This is a genomic window from Roseivirga echinicomitans (assembly GCF_001592935.1).
Lineage (GTDB): Bacteria > Bacteroidota > Bacteroidia > Cytophagales > Cyclobacteriaceae > Roseivirga > Roseivirga echinicomitans.
The window spans coordinates 649386-664951 of sequence record NZ_LRDB01000001.1; the positions used below are offsets into that span (position 1 = coordinate 649386).

Genomic DNA, 15566 nt, shown 5'->3' on the forward strand with positions numbered 1-15566 from the left:
ACAGATTATGAAACTTAGGTATATAATTACAATGCTCCTTGCTATGCTCGTTATCCAAGGCTGTTCATCAGCCGATGATTCTGACCCTACAGCTGATGGCATTCGTACTCAAGATATTACGACAAGCAATAATGGATATACATTAGTCCATTTCCGTTCCGAAAGGCAAAGCGTTGACCTTGACAATCCAGCGGAGAGCATTCATCTCTCAAAACTCTCTGACGACTATTATTTTTCAGCTAATCCGACAAAACTGGGTATTGACCAAACAGGGCAAGCATTTTTTCAGACTGAGCCCAACTCAAGCATTAGCCTTAGGGTTGATATGCCTTGGAATGCACTTTGGTTAGACGCCTCTGGAGCTCTTCAAAGTGGTGCTGTGAATGGATTGAATTATGTCTTTTTTGATGATAATCAGGATGAGGTTTTTGAAACAATCTTTATGCTTCGGTTAAATGCTTCAGAAGCTGAAACAGCTTCTAAAACCTATATTGCCGCTAAGGTGGTGAAAGAAGACGGTTCAGCGATTGACTTTGCTACAGGTAAGACCTTGTTAAATACCCTTGAAAAGTAACCATCAAGTTCAACCGAGGAGACCTAAAATATGGAGCCTCAATAATTATAAATTAACGATCGGGCCTGTCATCTACATAATTGTGGCCATGCAAGAGACTGTCTTGTTTGGTGTTTCCAGTTAATTTGGAAAGCAACTCATCTGTGGCGTCCAAGCGAGACATAAATGTTGGGAAGTCTACTTGGTATTCAACGTTCCAAATTCGCTCATTCATCACTGGCAAACGTTTTCTCAAACTCATAAATTCGCTTTGCTCTGCCTGCTCCCAAGCACACATTTGAGCACCGAGAATTAGGTTGGAACCGTTCGTTTGAATGGGGTCGAAAGAAGGCGCTTTTGGAAACCAGTTTTCCCAACGGGAAACATTCCAGTTGTAAATAGTTTCCGGCTCCCATTTCTTGCGATTGACCACATATAGCGGTTTCCAAGAAGTGTTGACCACGGTGTAGCCATCTTCAATTAAATCATTGGGCAAATACCTGTTGGTTTCGAACTCATAGACAATAATGTCTTTTGGAATCTCCACTTTACCTTCTTTTCTAAAGCCTTCCCAAACCGCCATTTGCTTGCCGTGCTTTTTTACGATGTCATTCATTCGCACAATAAAATGACGATATAAATCATGCACATCGTCACCGAGGTCGTTGGTTTTCATGTACTCTTGAACATGTGGATCATTATCCAATTTATGGAAGATGGCTTCGTCTCCTCCAATATGAATTATAGGAGTTGATTTGAAAATGGGGATAATCTCGGCTAGAATTTCTTCCAAAGCGGTATAGACTTCTTCCTTGCCCATGTTAATGGTCCACGGGTTTTCTTTAATATCCTTGATTCCGAAAAGCTCGGGATATGCTTCAACAATAGAACTAGCATGACCAGGAATATCAATTTCAGGAATAATGGTTACGCCACGTTCTTGCGCATAAGCCTCTAACATTTCCAATTCTTCAAAAGTATAATGCCTGTCGGGGGTAGAAAGCTTAGGGTATTTTTTTGAAGGCAATGTATAGGACTGATAGTCGGTAAAGTGGAGGTGCAAGTAATTGGATTTGTAAAACGAGCTCATGTTGATAAGCTCTTTAATGCTTTCTACAGAATGCCACTGACGGGCCAGGTCAATCATCAAACCTCGGTAGCCAGAATCTGGACGGTCTTCCATATTGAGGATTGGAAAACTTAATTTTCCTTCATCAACAAAAGCCAATTGAAGCAGGCTATTGCGTGCCATCGCCAGAGCTTGGTAAGAACCCCCAGTAACGTTGATTTCCTTATCAATTTTAATCTGGTAGCTGTCTTTTTCCTGCTGACCATCTATAGTGAAGGTAATGTCTGCTGAATTTTTGCTTTCGGCTATTTCAACTTTAAAATCGGTCAAGGCCAATAGTTCTGCTTGAAAGATTTTCGCTAAGGGGGCTAGTGCTTCTTCTACAAAGATTGTGCTCTGTTCTGAAAGCCGAACGGCCTGAGCCGAGACAGAGATTTGCTTAGGAATAGGTACCAGGTTGATGGTATTGCTGTGGTCGAACGTTTCTGTCGTACTGTTACAGGATTGAAGAAATAAGATGGAAAGGACTAAGAGTACTGTTTTTTTCATGGTTGGTCGATTGAAGGAAAGCTCGGGTGTAGGATAATGTGAACACTACATCAAAGTTACTTTGCCTGAAATTAAGGATTCTTCGGTTACCGTCTAATGACTTATTATGTGTGGGGTAGAAAACAAAAAGCCCCGACATGTCAGGGCTTTTTGTACCAGAGGCGGGACTTGAACCCGCACGCTCAGAAGAGCACAAGATTTTAAGTCTTGCGTGTCTACCAGTTCCACCACTCCGGCCTCGTCTTCCATAGCCTTAGCCTAGGAAGGCATCGTCTTCCATAGCTTTCGCTATAAAGACTTTGACTATCAGATAGTCAAGTTTTTTGGTAGTCTTTAAAACCTATCGGCTCTAAAGTAAAAAAGCGCGATCATGATCACGCTTTGATATTTTTGAGTGAAAAGACGATCCCGATACTTTAGGATAAATCTTGCGACTCATTATGTAAAGACGAAAGTCTTTACATAATGAGCGGGAGACGGTCCCGAAACTTCGGGACGAACCGCAACCAAACCTTGGCATGGTGCAATTATTGTCTACTCATAAATAAAAGCACCAACGTGTCTTTAATATTATGAGCGGGAGACGGGATTCGAACCCGCGACCCCGACCTTGGCAAGGTCGTGCTCTACCAGCTGAGCTACTCTCGCTTATTTCAGTACTTATTTTCCGCCCTTGTGGCGAATTGGAGTGCAAATTTAACTAAGGGCTTTAAATATGCAATACGTTTTGTGAAAAAATAAATGTATTTCTACTTCTGCTTATCAATCAGTGCTTTGAGACACCCCACAACCGCTAATACGTGCAACCTTAGTTAATTTTTTGCATCTGTGGAGTAATGAATAATAAATAAGCTCGTCTGATAAGTAACTCAAATCAACAAAACCATGGTCAAGAACATCTTCATCACCGCGCTGCGTGTCTTTTGGAAAGAACGCGGCTATGCTATTTTAAACATTTCAGGGCTCACCGTTGGCATTGCCACAAGCCTAATGCTGTTCCTTTATATTCAAGATGAAAAGTCGGTCGATCATTTTCATAAGGACATAGACCGAATCTATCAAGTAATGGAACATCAGCGTTATTCTGGTGGCTATGTACTTACCACAACAGCAAACCCTGGCCCACTAAAAGAAGCTTTTAAGGCCGAAATGCCTGAAGTGGAATACATCACTCAACTGGTCTGGCAGGAGGAGCGTCTATTTATTGTAAACGACCAATCCTATAAATCACAAGGCAGGGTGGCCAGCGAAGACTTTTTCCAGGTTTTCGACTTTCCCTTTATTGAAGGGAGTCAAGAAAATAGCTTGACCGCACCAGATGTCGCCTACATTTCTGAATCCTTGGCGGAACGTATGTTTAAGACCACCGCGGTTTTAGATAAAATGGTTAGCATCAACGGTTGGGGTGAATATAAAATTGGAGGTGTGTTTAAAGACCCGCCCGTCAACTCAACCCTCGACTTTGAATTTGTACTGCCCATTGAACCTTGGCTTGTCCACAATGAATGGCTGGAAGATTGGGGGAATAATGGCATTAGAGATTATGTCAAGCTTCATGAAGGAGTTGATGCTCAGGCCTTCAACATAAAAATTAAAGACTTTATAAAAACGAAGAATGAGGGTTCTGTCGTAGACCTCTTTGTTCAGAATTTAGGAGAACAATACCTGCACGGAAGATACAAAGATGGAATTCAAGCAGGTGGAAGAATTACCTATGTGAGGTTGTTTGGCTATGTGGCCGTATTTATACTGGTCATTGCCTGTATCAATTTCATGAACTTGGCTACGGCACGTTCTTCAAAAAGAGCCAAAGAAGTAGGCGTAAAGAAAGCAGTGGGTTCTACCCGAGGTCAGCTGATAGCTCAGTTTATGGGAGAATCTGTAATTATGGCTTTGGCCTCCACATTACTGGCGGGTTTGGTGATTATGCTCTTGTTACCCTCCCTTAATGACTTTACCGATAAAGCGATGGCCTTCTCCCTTTTAGATGTGAATAACCTGCTGTTGATTATTGGAATAGCCTTGGTGGTGGGTGTTTTGGCAGGCAGCTACCCTTCCGTTTTTCTTTCGTCCTTTTCGCCAATCAAAGTATTGCGAGGCAGTTTCCGTTCTTCGGGTTGGACCAATGGGATACGAAAAGGCTTGGTGGTTTTTCAATTTCTGATTTCCATTTTCTTGATCATCAGTAGCATGGCCGTTCACAAGCAGATTTCTTATGTAAAGAATATCAACCTCGGTTATAATAAAGAGAACGTGATCTATATTCCTATGGAAGGAGAACTTCAGAACGAAAGTAAGATTGAGCTTTTCAAGGCTAAAATGCTGGAAAATCCGAACATTTTGAATGTATCTACGGCCAGCAATACTCCTATCAATATTGGTAGCTCTACTTCTGGCGGTTTTTCTTGGGAAGGAAAAGACCCTGAAAGCGAAGTGCTATTTACAGTATTGCAGGTGAGCACCGGTTTTATTGAAACCTTGGGAATGGAAATGAAAGAAGGCCGTTCTTTTGACCCTAATTTGGTGAGCGATACGCTCAATGTGGTCATCAATGAGCAGACGGCCAAAAACATGAACATTGAAAGCCCATTGAATCAGCCCATCACTTTTTGGGACAGACAAGGCAAGGTGGTTGGCATCGTAAAGGACTTCCATTTTGCTTCGCTGCACAATAAAATTGACCCCTTGGTGATCAGTTTAAGGCCAGAGTCATCGAGTGTAATGTTTATGAAAACCACTACCGAAAACACCAAAGCCACTTTAGATTATGTAGAAGAGGTGTTTAAAGAAGTGAATGGTCAGTATCCGTTTGAGTACCAGTTTTTAGATGAGCAATACGAAAACCTCTATCGCAGAGAATCCGATATTGGTACTTTGGCCAATATTTTCACCCTGATTGCCGTATTTATTTCACTTTTAGGACTCTTTGGTTTGGCTTCTTTTGCCGCAGAGCAGCGCATCAAGGAAATAGGGATTCGCAAAGTGTTGGGCGCTGGAATTTCTAATTTGATAATGCTCTTGGCCAAGAACTTCCTGCTGTTGGTGCTTTTGGGCTTTGGAATTGCCGTGCCATTGTCCTACTTCTTCTTGTCGGATTTCCTCTCGGCCTTCGAGTATCAAGCAACCATTGGTGTAGGCGTATATGTTTTTGCTGGCTGTGCATCTGTGCTCATTGCTTTGCTTACGGTAAGCTATCATTCATTCCGTGCTGCGGCAGCCAATCCAGTGAAGAGCTTGAAGTATGAGTAAGTAAATTATGAGCTTGTTTCGGTTTTCGTTAATGCAGAGCCGGAACAAGCTTAAATTATTCCTTCACAGGCGCATAAGGATTAATCTCCCTCAGCTTTTCTTCCAAAGCGCGAAGGTCTTTAATGCGTAACCAGCTAATGCGCAGTTTGTGCTTTTGCAGCTTATCATCTTTGTCCAACAGGTTCATACCAATGTGGAGGTGATCGGTTTCGTAATAACTATCAAAGTTGTACTTGGTCACCAAAATTGAATTTTCCTTTTTCGAAAATAATTTTCTTGTGCTGATGGCAATCCCTCCTTCCGTTTCCATTGCAGTAACATACAACGGCCAATTCACCAGGCTAGATAAAAAACCAAAAATAGGCGCAAAGGCCACCAATAAGATCAAACTGGGCAGGTCTGGGCGGATAATGTATTTGTATACAAAGATGAAAACCGCAAAAAGCAGGTAGAAATACAGTAAGTATTTAAAACGGTTCACTTTTCCTTTGTTGCTAATCTGCTTCATAGTAGATGGTTTTTCGAAGGGTGAATTTAATCAAAAATGAGATATATGAATTTTATTTTCTGACCGAGGCAACGGTTTTGGCAACTCACTCCGTATGGGCTTCAGAATCAATAAATGTTTCACATAACTCAAAAGAAAATGTTAAAGAAAATCTTAATCATGTCGTTTTCCTTGGCGCTCATCACAGCTTGCCAAGACGATGAAATATCAAGTGACATTAGTGATGTAACCGTAACGGAAATTAATACAGAGAGTTTGCCAAGTTCTGTACAGACTTACATCAATGAAAATTTTGTGGGCGAAGTAGCTACTTCGGCTTTTAAGGTGACGAGTTCGGAAGCTACCAATTTCGAAGTGTTTTTAACCAATAGTATGAACTTGGTTTTTTCGCAAAACGGAGACCTAGAAGAGTTTGGTGAAGACGTATCTCAGGTGGATTGTGCTGGCCGTCCGCAACGCAGAGGAAAGCATCAGAGGAAAGGGGATCGACCTGAAGGCGATAGGCCGACTCAGTTGGAAGTGGCCGATTTACCAACCTCAGCTGCAGATTATTTAACGACCAATTACCCTGACAGCACCGTGCTAAAAGTGATGTTTATTGATAATGCAGACATTAGTCAATACCATGTTTTGGTCAAAGAAGTGGGCGTAGTGGTTTTCGATGTGGATGGAAATTTCGTAGAACTGAAAGAACGTCAAGAAAAGAACTGCAGACGTTTTGAGAAAGTTGAAATTGAAGATTTAGCGGAAGCAATTAGAACTTATATCACCAATAACTACCCTGACAATGAAGTGTTAGGCGCTAGAACTGGAGAAAGAAATGGAGCTACTGAAATTCACGTTTTAGTGAAAGAGGTTGGCGCTTTGATATTCGATGCAGACGGAAATTTCGTTGAGTTGAAAACGTGTGGGATGAAAAGGGGCTAAGCTCCGTTTCATAATTGAGGGCCGGAAATCGAAAGATTTCCGGTATCTTTTTGCAACCAAACAAAATGACAGAGAACATAATACAGCTTATTGAAGGATGTAAATCCAATGACAGGGCCGCCCAAGCAGCACTGTATAAGCAATATTATGGCTACGCAATGAGCATCTGTATGCCTTATTCAAAAACCAGAGATGAAGCAGAAGAAATTGCCCACGATGGTTTTCTGAAAGTCTTTACCAACATCGAAAAGTATGATATAGACTTTGGCTTTAAAGGGTGGATCAGACGCATATTTATCAACGCTGCGATTGATTACTTTAGAAGTAACAAAAAACACTACGATCAGGATGATATTGATGAGGCCAGAGGTGTAGAAAGTTTTGAAGACAACATTATCGATCAACTTTCAGCTCAGGAAATTGTGCTCCTAGTTCAGGGCTTGCCCCCAGCTTACAAAATGGTGTTTAACCTCTATGTAATGGAAGGCTACAAGCATCATGAAATTGCAACACAATTGGGGATTAACGAAGGCACATCGAAATCCAATTTGGCGAAAGCCAGGAATAAACTAAAGCTAGCATTAAGCCGCCAGGCATCTTAATAGCAGGATTATGGAAAACTTTGACAAGAAAATAGAAAATAAACTGTCCTCATATCAACATGAAGAACTGCCTAGTGATGCTTCTGCAAAACGCATGTTTGAAATGCTGGATGAAGTGCTTCCGCAGGAAACCAAGGTGGTGCCTTTACAGGAAGTGAAGCCAGCAAAATCGGTTTCTAGTTTCTTTTTAAAAGTGGCCGCTTCCATTGCTATTTTACTCACTGCTGGCTATGCTTTTTATACTTTCAATGAGGTAGAAATAAGCGTAGGAAATACGGCTCAAAAGGAAGTGATCTTGCCAGATGGATCCATCGTGACGATGAATTCTGGCTCTCAAATTCAGTACAACAAATTACTTTGGAAATTGAAGCGTGAATTGAGTCTTGAAGGAGAAGCCTTTTTTGAGGTTGAAAAAGGAGAAAAGTTTGTGGTGAACTCAACTTTGGGAAGAACTCAAGTATTAGGTACCAGCTTTAATATTTATGCCCGAGGAAAGAAATACGAAGTGAAATGCAGCACGGGAAAAGTATTGGTAAGCTCTAATCGCACTAATGAAGAAGTAATTCTTTTGCCGGGTGAGGGGGTGGTGCTTAAAGAAGAGATACTTCGACCTTTTGAATACAATATGGAAGAAAATGACGATTGGCGCCAAGGCGAATTTTACTTCGATCAGGCATTTTTTGACATTGTGATTGCCGAATTGGAAAGACAATATGGCGTTACTGTAAGCTACCCTGATCGCTATAAAAAGGAAAGATATACAGGCTATTTCAATAACAAAGATTTGGCCATGGCCTTGAAAATGGTGAGCGAGGCAATGGGCCTAGAAGCCAAGCAAAAAGGTAAAAACATTGAAATGATACCTTTAAAAGAATAGGCTTATGTTTGCTTAGCACAACAAGCAAAAGCATCCACCTTGCGAGGTGAAATGATTACAACCTTCTATGAGAAATCGATTTATAGTCATCGTTTTTATCAGCTGTACATTGCCAAACCTTCTGTTTGGCAATGGTGATGTTGTGATCAATGAACAATTTAAAAATGCACCCCTTAAAGAGGTTTTAAGAACGCTAAGGGACAATTATCAATTGAAAATTGCCTTTACCGACAAGTTCGTTCGCGATATTGAAATCAATGCATCGATTAATAACCTCAATGTTTACGACACATTCTCCAAGGTTTTAGAAGGCACAGATCTCACCTTTGAATTGGTTTCTGCCAACACGGTAATCATCAAAAGAAAGAAGACTGAGTTGGTAGAAGTGGCCAGTACTTTTGAGTTAACAGCGGTGGTGAGTGATGCCATTTCTGGAGAGGAATTGCCCTATGCATACGTTTGGGTAAATAGTCGTCAGCAAAATATAATGGCCAATGTTGAAGGCTACTTCTCCATCCCCTCAGTGAATGAACAGACCCAACTGAACATTTCCTATTTAGGCTATAATGACACCCTATTGACGATAAGTGATGATTATAGAAATAGAAGATTGCAAATTAAACTTCAACCCAACTATGTTGAATTAGAAGATGTCTTGGTGGAATCGGAAAAGGAAACGAACGATTTTAAAAGCGAAGAACAGGCAGGTAAATTCACTATGAATCCTGCCATTGCTCAAAAAACGCCATCGGTGGGAGAAGAAGATGTCTTCAGAACTTTACAATTGCTGCCGGGGGTAAATGCCACCAATGAGGCTTCTTCGGGGCTCAGTATCAATGGCGGAACCTCAAATCAAAACCTCGTACTCTTCGATGGTTTTACGGTATATCATGTAGATCATTTCTTTGGGTACTTTAGCGCATTTAACCCTTTGGCCATTAAATCGCTTCGGCTGTATAAAGGCGGCTTCGAATCCAAATATGGCGGCAGGGTATCCAGCGTGGTTGATATTTCCGGAAAAGATGGTAACCGCAATAAAACAAGTGGTTCTTTAGGAGTCAATTTGTTAAGTGTAAACACGTCTTTAGAAGTGCCACTTTCAGATAATGGAGCAACCTTATTCTTTTCAGGAAGGCGGTCTTACACCGACATTTGGAGTTCCTCTTTGTTTGAAAACATCTTCTCTATTTTTGAAAGCAGTATTACCGAAGACCAAGATGCACAGATTCCAGGAGCAGTACGAAGCATAAGAAGTGAGCTCATTCCTGACTTTTATTATACCGATCTCAACCTAAAAATTTCGACAAGAATTAGCCCTAAAAATCACTTGTCGTTTAGTTTTTACGATAGCAACGATATTCTGAATTACACTGAAACTTCCCAAACTAGATATAGGGATACACTTCGTGTGGACACCGATAAATTGGGAATTATTAAATGGGGGAATGTGGGCACTTCGTTGAACCTTTCACGCCTATGGAACACAAGCCATTACTCCAGCTTATTACTTTCTTATTCCAACTATGAAAGCACCTATAACGAAAGAGCGACCAGTAAAAGCGTGTCAAGAACCGAAGGCGAATTTGAGTCAAGCACCAAACAAGATCAAGTGAATAGTATCGAAGATGTTTCTTTAAAGTTCGATCATGAATGGGACATTAACAGTTCCAGTAAAATCGAAACGGGAGTCATGGTCTCCCTATATAATAATGAATTTAGGTACGAAGCGGACGACTCGGTATTGGTGGATAATTCGATGAATCAGGCATCGCTACTTGCTCATTACATCCAAGGCTCATTCTACCTCAACCCAAGCTTTTCCTTCACCCCTGGCCTTCGTACGAGCTACCTTTCAACCACCCAAAAGGTTTATTTGGAACCAAGGCTGTCATTTCTTTATCAACTCAATAGCAGCTTCCAATTGAAAGGAGCTACGGGTTTATACAATCAGTTCATTAATCAGTCGAATACGAAGAATGTGCTTGAAGGTAGTCGTGATTTCTGGATTTTGGCCAACGATAAAACCGTTCCTGTTCAGCATGCTTGGCATGGCCTTTTAAGTTTGGAATACAATAAAGGCGGGCACGTATTCTCTGTCAGTTATTTCAGAAAAGAGTTTGACGGTTTACTGGAATACGCTTTTAAAAACGGAAGCCTAATTACTCAGTTCGATGATGAAAGAAGGGTTTTTGATGAGGGAAAAGGAACCTCCAAGGGTCTTGAATTTATGGTAAAACGTGATTTCGGGAAGTTAAGCAGCTGGTTGTCTTATACGCTATCCGAGGTTAAATATACCTTTCCCAGACTCAATCGGGGGAAAAGCTATTTTGCCGATCATGACCAACGCCACGAACTGAATTGGTATGGCACTTATACTTATAAGAATTTCGAATTTTCAGCCACTTGGGTATATGGTTCAGGAAAACCGTACAGTACATTCGATGGTATAGAAACAAGAAAGCCTTCAGACGATAGAGGCCCTACCATAGGCAAATTAAATTTCACAGAAAAAAATGGGGAGCGTCTTCCAGAATACCATCGCCTTGATGTGAGTGCAAAGTATCGATTTCAATTAGGCTTAGGCAGTGCGTATGTTGCTTTGAGCATTTTCAATCTGTATGATCGCGAAAATGTGTTCGACACCAAAGTGTCGGTGATTGCGCCAGCCGATTCAAGAAATCGAAGAAATCCAATCATCAGTTCAACAAATGTAGCCTTGATGGGAATCACCCCAAACCTATCTTTTGGAATTGAGTTTTGATTGCTTAACCGAACTTGATTTTACTCGTCAAGTCCCATAACACCACGCCAATACTGACCGAAATGTTTAGGGAATGCTTCGTGCCAAACTGAGGAATTTCCAAACAAGCATCAGCGGCTTCAATCACTTCGTCTTCCACCCCAAAAACCTCGTTGCCAAAAACTAAAGCATACTTTTGGTCTTTTTCAATTTTGAAATTCTCTAGTGAAGTGCTGTTATCTGCTTGTTCTACCGCCAGCACTTTGTATCCCTTTTGCTGTAAGTTTTTACAAAGTGTCGTGGTGTTTTCTGCGTGTTCCCAATCCACAGATTCCGTAGCGCCTAAGGCTGTTTTATTGATTTCTCTATGGGGAGGTTGGGCGGTAATACCGCAGAGGTAGACCTTTTCGATGGCGAAAGCATCGGAAGTACGAAAGGCCGAACCGACATTGTTCATGCTGCGGACGTTATCTAGAATAAGCACGAGGGGAAGCTTCTCAGTGGTTTTGAATTCTTCCAGTGTCAGTCTATCGAGTTCGTCATTCTTGAGTTTTCGCATGCCCAAAATTAAAAAAAGTATCGCTCTTATCACCGATACTTTTTAGGCATAAAAAAAGAGTAGAGTCCTAAGACCCTACCCTACACATATGGCTTTCAAAGAACCATCAAAAATGAAAGCCGATATAGACTGTTAATGCCGAATTTTTTGCTTCGCTCGTGGCTTCTCCAGCGAACGATCCTGATTTACCGATTTCTCGGAAACCGTAGTTATACCTTACTCCCAAAATACCTCCGTCAAAGTCGTAACCTAAACCTCCAACCGCACCATAATCTATGGTATTGAAGTCGTCTCGGTCTAGTTCTTGGATACTGTTGATGGAACCGTCTCCATCTACATCTTTGATTTTAACTCCAGCCAAGAAGCCTACATAAGGTCCGGCATGAAGGTTAAGCTTGCCCAAGTTGGCGCTAAGCATAACAGGCATTTTGATATAATTAAGGTTGTATTTGTATTTACCACTTCCTGAAAGGAAGTTGTTGTACTGCACTGCAGCTCCTTTTTGAGCGTATAGGAATTCGTGTTGAATGCCTAAGAAATCTGTGATTTTAATGCGGTTATAAATACCAATGTTTAAACCGACTTTGGCGTTTTCGTCATCCACATCATCTACATATAGATTTGAAATATTGGCGCCAACAGTAAAACCTGTTTGGGCCTTTGCCGCTGATGCTATTAGCAACATCATTAGAGCAATTATGTATAGTTTATTTGTCGTTTTCATGGTTCTAGATTTTTCGTAAGTTTTTATATGCTTAGCTTTTTAAAGTAGGCTCCTGTTATAGGAGCCTACTTTCTTGCTATTACTCAGTTGAGGAGGGTACTAGCTTTTTGTTGATATCACCAAGTATTTAGATACTTGCCAAAACTTTTTAGGGTCGGTGATCTCTAAGTATTTGATGTTTGCTTCATTTTCATCTTGCACGATTACATAAGAATCGGCAGGGTGTTCAGTAACAAGCTCTACCTTATTTGCTTCGATTGGGAGTTTAGAAAACTCACGAATATCAATTTCGATATATTCTTTGCTATCTGCTGATTCATTTAAATCGATGCTTCTACCAATCCAAAGGAAACCTCCTTCTTTAGAAACTAAACCTCTTTCTTTTAGGTCTTTGAAACTACCCACTGCATAGTGAACAGTGTTCAAATCGTCATTTACAGAAGTCAGTAATTCGATTTCTTGATCTTTAGTGTTGATCTCTCTTACCTGAGTGGCTGTTATCACTTGAATTGAATCATATCTCCCAGCGATCATATTGATTTGCTCGTCCTTTCTAAGTACTTCACTTCTCAAATCGGCAATCATCGTGCTTCGTTGTTCCAAATCATCAGTCAACTGATTGATTCTTTTTTGGAAAGCAGTAAGCTTCAGGTCTGTGTTTCTCAACTTACCTTTTAAGTCATCTATAGTCTGGTTAGACTGTGCAACCAAATTATCGATCAATGCAAGTTCTTTTAGAAGCTTGTCCTTGTTATTGGCGTTATCACCTGACTGTGCGTTGGCAATAAGGTTTTCTTTTTCCACAATCGTTGCAACCTGATCTTCCACCTGACTAAGCATGTTTAATACTTCATTAAAGGCGGAGTCTCTTGATGCAATCTCGCTTTGCATTTCCTTAATAGAAACGGTTTGCTCTTCGATTACTTTTTCTTTTTCACCACTACTGCAAGACGCCAGACCTACAGTGGCGAACGCTGCTAGCGCCAAAAGCGCTTTGCTTGTTTTTGAATTTTGAATTTTCATGGCTACTGATTTATATGTGTTAATACTTATTTTCTCTTGTGGTTGGTGTTATGCCAAAACAAGACCACAATGAGAATTTCTCGTAAATCACTGTTAATCAGGATAATGAAAAGTAAGCAAACAAAAAATGCTCTACTTTCGAGAGCATTTTTGTCAAAATGAATAAAATCTGAAATGTTTTCTGTTAGGCCGTCTCCTCAATTTCTTTGAGCATTCGGTAGATGGTAGATTGGCCGATATCTAATTTCTGGGCAACAAGCTTAATGTCGTTGTCATAGTTCTTTAAATACAACTGAATGATTCGCTGGTTGTATTCTTTTAGGCTCATTTCTTCGCCAGACATTTCAGCAATCACATCTTTAGTGCCGAAGGTGATATCATCGGGGTGGATTGTTTCTCCTTCAGACATTACCACCGCGAGTTCCACCACAGATTTCAGCTCTCTAATATTTCCAGGAAAACCGTAACCCAATAGTTTTTTGGCAGCATCGGATGAAAGGACTTTTTTAGGCAACCCATTCTCTTTACAGAATTCATCGATAAAGTACTTGGCCAGAACAATGACATCTTTTCCGCGCTCGCGCAAAGGAGGGAGATGGATGGTTAATCCAAAAAGGCGATAATATAAATCTTCTCTAAAATTGCCAGCTTTAACTTCATCTAGTAAATCGCGATGGGTAGCGGCAACAATTCTGCAGTTGATTTTTACAACGTCTGTTCCCCCAACTCGGATAATTTCTTTTTCCTGAAGGGCCCTTAATATTTTGGCCTGAAGGGTTTTGTCCATCTCACCCATTTCATCCAAAAAGAGCGTTCCGCCATTGGCTTGCTCAAACTTTCCAATGTGGCGATTGGCCGCACCGGTAAACGCTCCTTTTTCATGACCGAAGAGTTCACTTTCTGCCAATTCCTTTGGAATGGCGCTCATGTTTACGGCTATAAACGGACTTTCTTTCTTTTCAGAATTATAATGAACTGCCTTTGCCACTAGTTCTTTTCCTGTACCCGTTTCTCCGTTAATGATCACTGAGATATTGGTAATGGTGGCTTTCTTAATGAGTCCAAAAACTTTTTTTAGTGGTTCACTTTGTCCTATAATGGAGCTTTGGAAATCATATTTCTTTTCAACTTCCGATTGTAAGGTCTCTATTCTTTCTTGCAGAGATGAATGCTCACGAATGTGCTTGATTACATTATGGAGCCTGTCCTTAATGTCTTTGGTTTTGGTAATGTAATCGTAAGCGCCACTTTTTAGCAGCTCCACAGCGGTGTCTATTTCGTTTTGTTCGGAAATGACAATGACCTTAATTTCAGGGGCAACTTCCTTTATCTTTTTCAAAAGCTCCTCGCCATTGGTATCGGGAAGACGATAATCCAATGTAATTACTTGTGGTTTTTCTTTGAGGGCGTCCATCAAGGATTTGCCATCTTCAAAGGCCACCACACGATAATCGGGGTTTAACTCAAGGGTATAAACGATAAGTTTTCGGTACCATTCATCATCTTCAACTACGAAAATGGTAAAAGAGGTTTTATTCATGTGACCAATTTACAAAATGAAATTAAGCTTGCGTGTTCAATTTTATTTTTCGCTTAAGAGATACTTTTTAAACTCAGAAAAGCTATCGGTTGTTTGTTCTCTATTCTTTTGAGTTGTATGGTCTCATCCTAAATAAGTAAACATCATTTAACATCCAAAATGAAGCATAAAAAAACCCGAGGTTAACTACTCCTCGGGTTACTAAACAAATAAACTACTAACTTAATGAAGATGATCACACGTTTGTGATCGAATTCTTTGAAACCTGAGGGTTACTACGTCTCATTGATTTCTAATACAAAGATCGTTTTTTTAAGAGAAAGGTTGTGTTTCTTAAATTAATTTAACGTTAATTAACTGGTTGGTTCATGTCCTATTTGAGAGGTACTATACTACTTTGAACCAATTCGATCCCGTGTTATTGTGTTTATTGGCTTAAATCGGTGTTTTAATCTTTTCACTCTGCTAGAGTTTCCTTTTCCAATACCAGAAAAGCTCATCACAAGTTTTCTCAAAATGTGTTAATTTGTTCGCTTGTCTGAATTACAAGTGCATTTCGGGGCGACCCTATTGACAGATCTTTAGGGTTGACATAAAGGGGCGGTAATAAGAAAATGATCCCAATCGCTTTTTAACTTAGCTTTTA

At 40.5% G+C, this 15566-nt stretch carries 12 protein-coding genes and 2 tRNA genes; 6 read left to right on the plus strand and 8 right to left on the minus strand.

All coding sequences use genetic code 11. From position 1 onward, the window contains the following. Positions 1 to 7 precede the first annotated feature (7 nt). Positions 8 to 574, plus strand: a complete 567-nt coding sequence (locus AWN68_RS02775) for a hypothetical protein (RefSeq protein WP_157716047.1) — start codon at positions 8 to 10, stop codon at positions 572 to 574. A 52-nt stretch (positions 575 to 626) separates the two neighbouring features. Here AWN68_RS02775 and AWN68_RS02780 read toward each other — a convergent pair whose 3' ends face one another. The 3 genes from AWN68_RS02780 to AWN68_RS02790 form a co-directional block, all read right to left on the minus strand. Further along, complete coding sequence (locus AWN68_RS02780; protein ID WP_068411125.1) at positions 627 to 2171, minus strand: family 20 glycosylhydrolase; 1545 nt, start codon at positions 2169 to 2171, stop codon at positions 627 to 629. A 153-nt stretch (positions 2172 to 2324) separates the two neighbouring features. Further along, positions 2325 to 2408: transfer RNA gene (locus tag AWN68_RS02785), tRNA-Leu, on the minus strand. Between the two features lie 338 nt (positions 2409 to 2746). Beyond that, positions 2747 to 2819: transfer RNA gene (locus tag AWN68_RS02790), tRNA-Gly, on the minus strand. A 237-nt stretch (positions 2820 to 3056) separates the two neighbouring features. Between AWN68_RS02790 and AWN68_RS02795 the strand changes: the two genes are divergently transcribed. Continuing rightward, a complete protein-coding gene (locus tag AWN68_RS02795; RefSeq protein ID WP_068411128.1) occupies positions 3057 to 5420 on the plus strand; it encodes an ABC transporter permease in 2364 nt (787 codons plus the stop codon). Between the two features lie 55 nt (positions 5421 to 5475). On the opposite strand, the gene AWN68_RS02800 is transcribed toward AWN68_RS02795, so the two are convergent. After that, complete coding sequence (locus tag AWN68_RS02800) at positions 5476 to 5928, minus strand: hypothetical protein (RefSeq protein WP_068411129.1); 453 nt, start codon at positions 5926 to 5928, stop codon at positions 5476 to 5478. Positions 5929 to 6066: 138 nt separating this feature from the next. On the opposite strand from AWN68_RS02800, the gene AWN68_RS02805 reads away from it, so the two are divergent. The 4 genes from AWN68_RS02805 to AWN68_RS02820 all read left to right on the plus strand — a co-directional run bounded on the left by AWN68_RS02805 (position 6067) and on the right by AWN68_RS02820 (position 11095). Next, complete coding sequence (locus AWN68_RS02805; protein WP_172796022.1) at positions 6067 to 6855, plus strand: PepSY-like domain-containing protein; 789 nt, start codon at positions 6067 to 6069, stop codon at positions 6853 to 6855. Between the two features lie 65 nt (positions 6856 to 6920). Continuing rightward, positions 6921 to 7457 (plus strand): RNA polymerase sigma factor, encoded by a 537-nt coding sequence (locus tag AWN68_RS02810; RefSeq protein WP_068411134.1) that lies wholly within the window; start codon positions 6921 to 6923, stop codon positions 7455 to 7457. 10 nt (positions 7458 to 7467) lie between these two features. Continuing rightward, positions 7468 to 8334: a FecR family protein gene (locus tag AWN68_RS02815; protein WP_068411137.1), complete on the plus strand. Its 867-nt coding sequence runs from the start codon at positions 7468 to 7470 to the stop codon at positions 8332 to 8334. 67 nt (positions 8335 to 8401) lie between these two features. Then, positions 8402 to 11095, plus strand: coding sequence for a carboxypeptidase-like regulatory domain-containing protein (locus AWN68_RS02820; protein WP_084362735.1), 2694 nt, complete (start codon positions 8402 to 8404; stop codon positions 11093 to 11095). 4 nt (positions 11096 to 11099) lie between these two features. Here AWN68_RS02820 and AWN68_RS02825 read toward each other — a convergent pair whose 3' ends face one another. The 4 genes from AWN68_RS02825 to AWN68_RS02840 form a co-directional block, all read right to left on the minus strand. Further along, positions 11100 to 11633 (minus strand): RNA methyltransferase, encoded by a 534-nt coding sequence (locus AWN68_RS02825; protein ID WP_068411145.1) that lies wholly within the window; start codon positions 11631 to 11633, stop codon positions 11100 to 11102. Positions 11634 to 11739: 106 nt separating this feature from the next. Next, complete coding sequence (locus AWN68_RS02830) at positions 11740 to 12357, minus strand: porin family protein (protein ID WP_084362736.1); 618 nt, start codon at positions 12355 to 12357, stop codon at positions 11740 to 11742. A gap of 99 nt (positions 12358 to 12456) precedes the next feature. Beyond that, positions 12457 to 13380, minus strand: coding sequence for a Cbp1 family collagen-binding glycoprotein adhesin (locus tag AWN68_RS02835; protein WP_068411151.1), 924 nt, complete (start codon positions 13378 to 13380; stop codon positions 12457 to 12459). 184 nt (positions 13381 to 13564) lie between these two features. Next, on the minus strand, positions 13565 to 14920 hold the full coding sequence (locus AWN68_RS02840; protein ID WP_068411152.1) for a sigma-54-dependent transcriptional regulator: 1356 nt from the start codon (positions 14918 to 14920) through the stop codon (positions 13565 to 13567). Positions 14921 to 15566: the final 646 nt, after the last annotated feature.

Coding starts and splice junctions, on each gene's coding strand:
- AWN68_RS02825 (WP_068411145.1), bottom strand. CDS start 11,633: ATGCGAAAACTCAAGAATGACGAACTCGATAGACTGACACTGGAAGAA.
- AWN68_RS02800 (WP_068411129.1), bottom strand. CDS start 5,928: ATGAAGCAGATTAGCAACAAAGGAAAAGTGAACCGTTTTAAATACTTA.
- AWN68_RS02835 (WP_068411151.1), bottom strand. CDS start 13,380: ATGAAAATTCAAAATTCAAAAACAAGCAAAGCGCTTTTGGCGCTAGCA.
- AWN68_RS02775 (WP_157716047.1), top strand. CDS start 8: ATGAAACTTAGGTATATAATTACAATGCTCCTTGCTATGCTCGTTATC.
- AWN68_RS02780 (WP_068411125.1), bottom strand. CDS start 2,171: ATGAAAAAAACAGTACTCTTAGTCCTTTCCATCTTATTTCTTCAATCC.
- AWN68_RS02805 (WP_172796022.1), top strand. CDS start 6,067: ATGTTAAAGAAAATCTTAATCATGTCGTTTTCCTTGGCGCTCATCACA.
- AWN68_RS02820 (WP_084362735.1), top strand. CDS start 8,402: ATGAGAAATCGATTTATAGTCATCGTTTTTATCAGCTGTACATTGCCA.
- AWN68_RS02795 (WP_068411128.1), top strand. CDS start 3,057: ATGGTCAAGAACATCTTCATCACCGCGCTGCGTGTCTTTTGGAAAGAA.
- AWN68_RS02815 (WP_068411137.1), top strand. CDS start 7,468: ATGGAAAACTTTGACAAGAAAATAGAAAATAAACTGTCCTCATATCAA.
- AWN68_RS02830 (WP_084362736.1), bottom strand. CDS start 12,357: ATGAAAACGACAAATAAACTATACATAATTGCTCTAATGATGTTGCTA.
- AWN68_RS02840 (WP_068411152.1), bottom strand. CDS start 14,920: ATGAATAAAACCTCTTTTACCATTTTCGTAGTTGAAGATGATGAATGG.
- AWN68_RS02810 (WP_068411134.1), top strand. CDS start 6,921: ATGACAGAGAACATAATACAGCTTATTGAAGGATGTAAATCCAATGAC.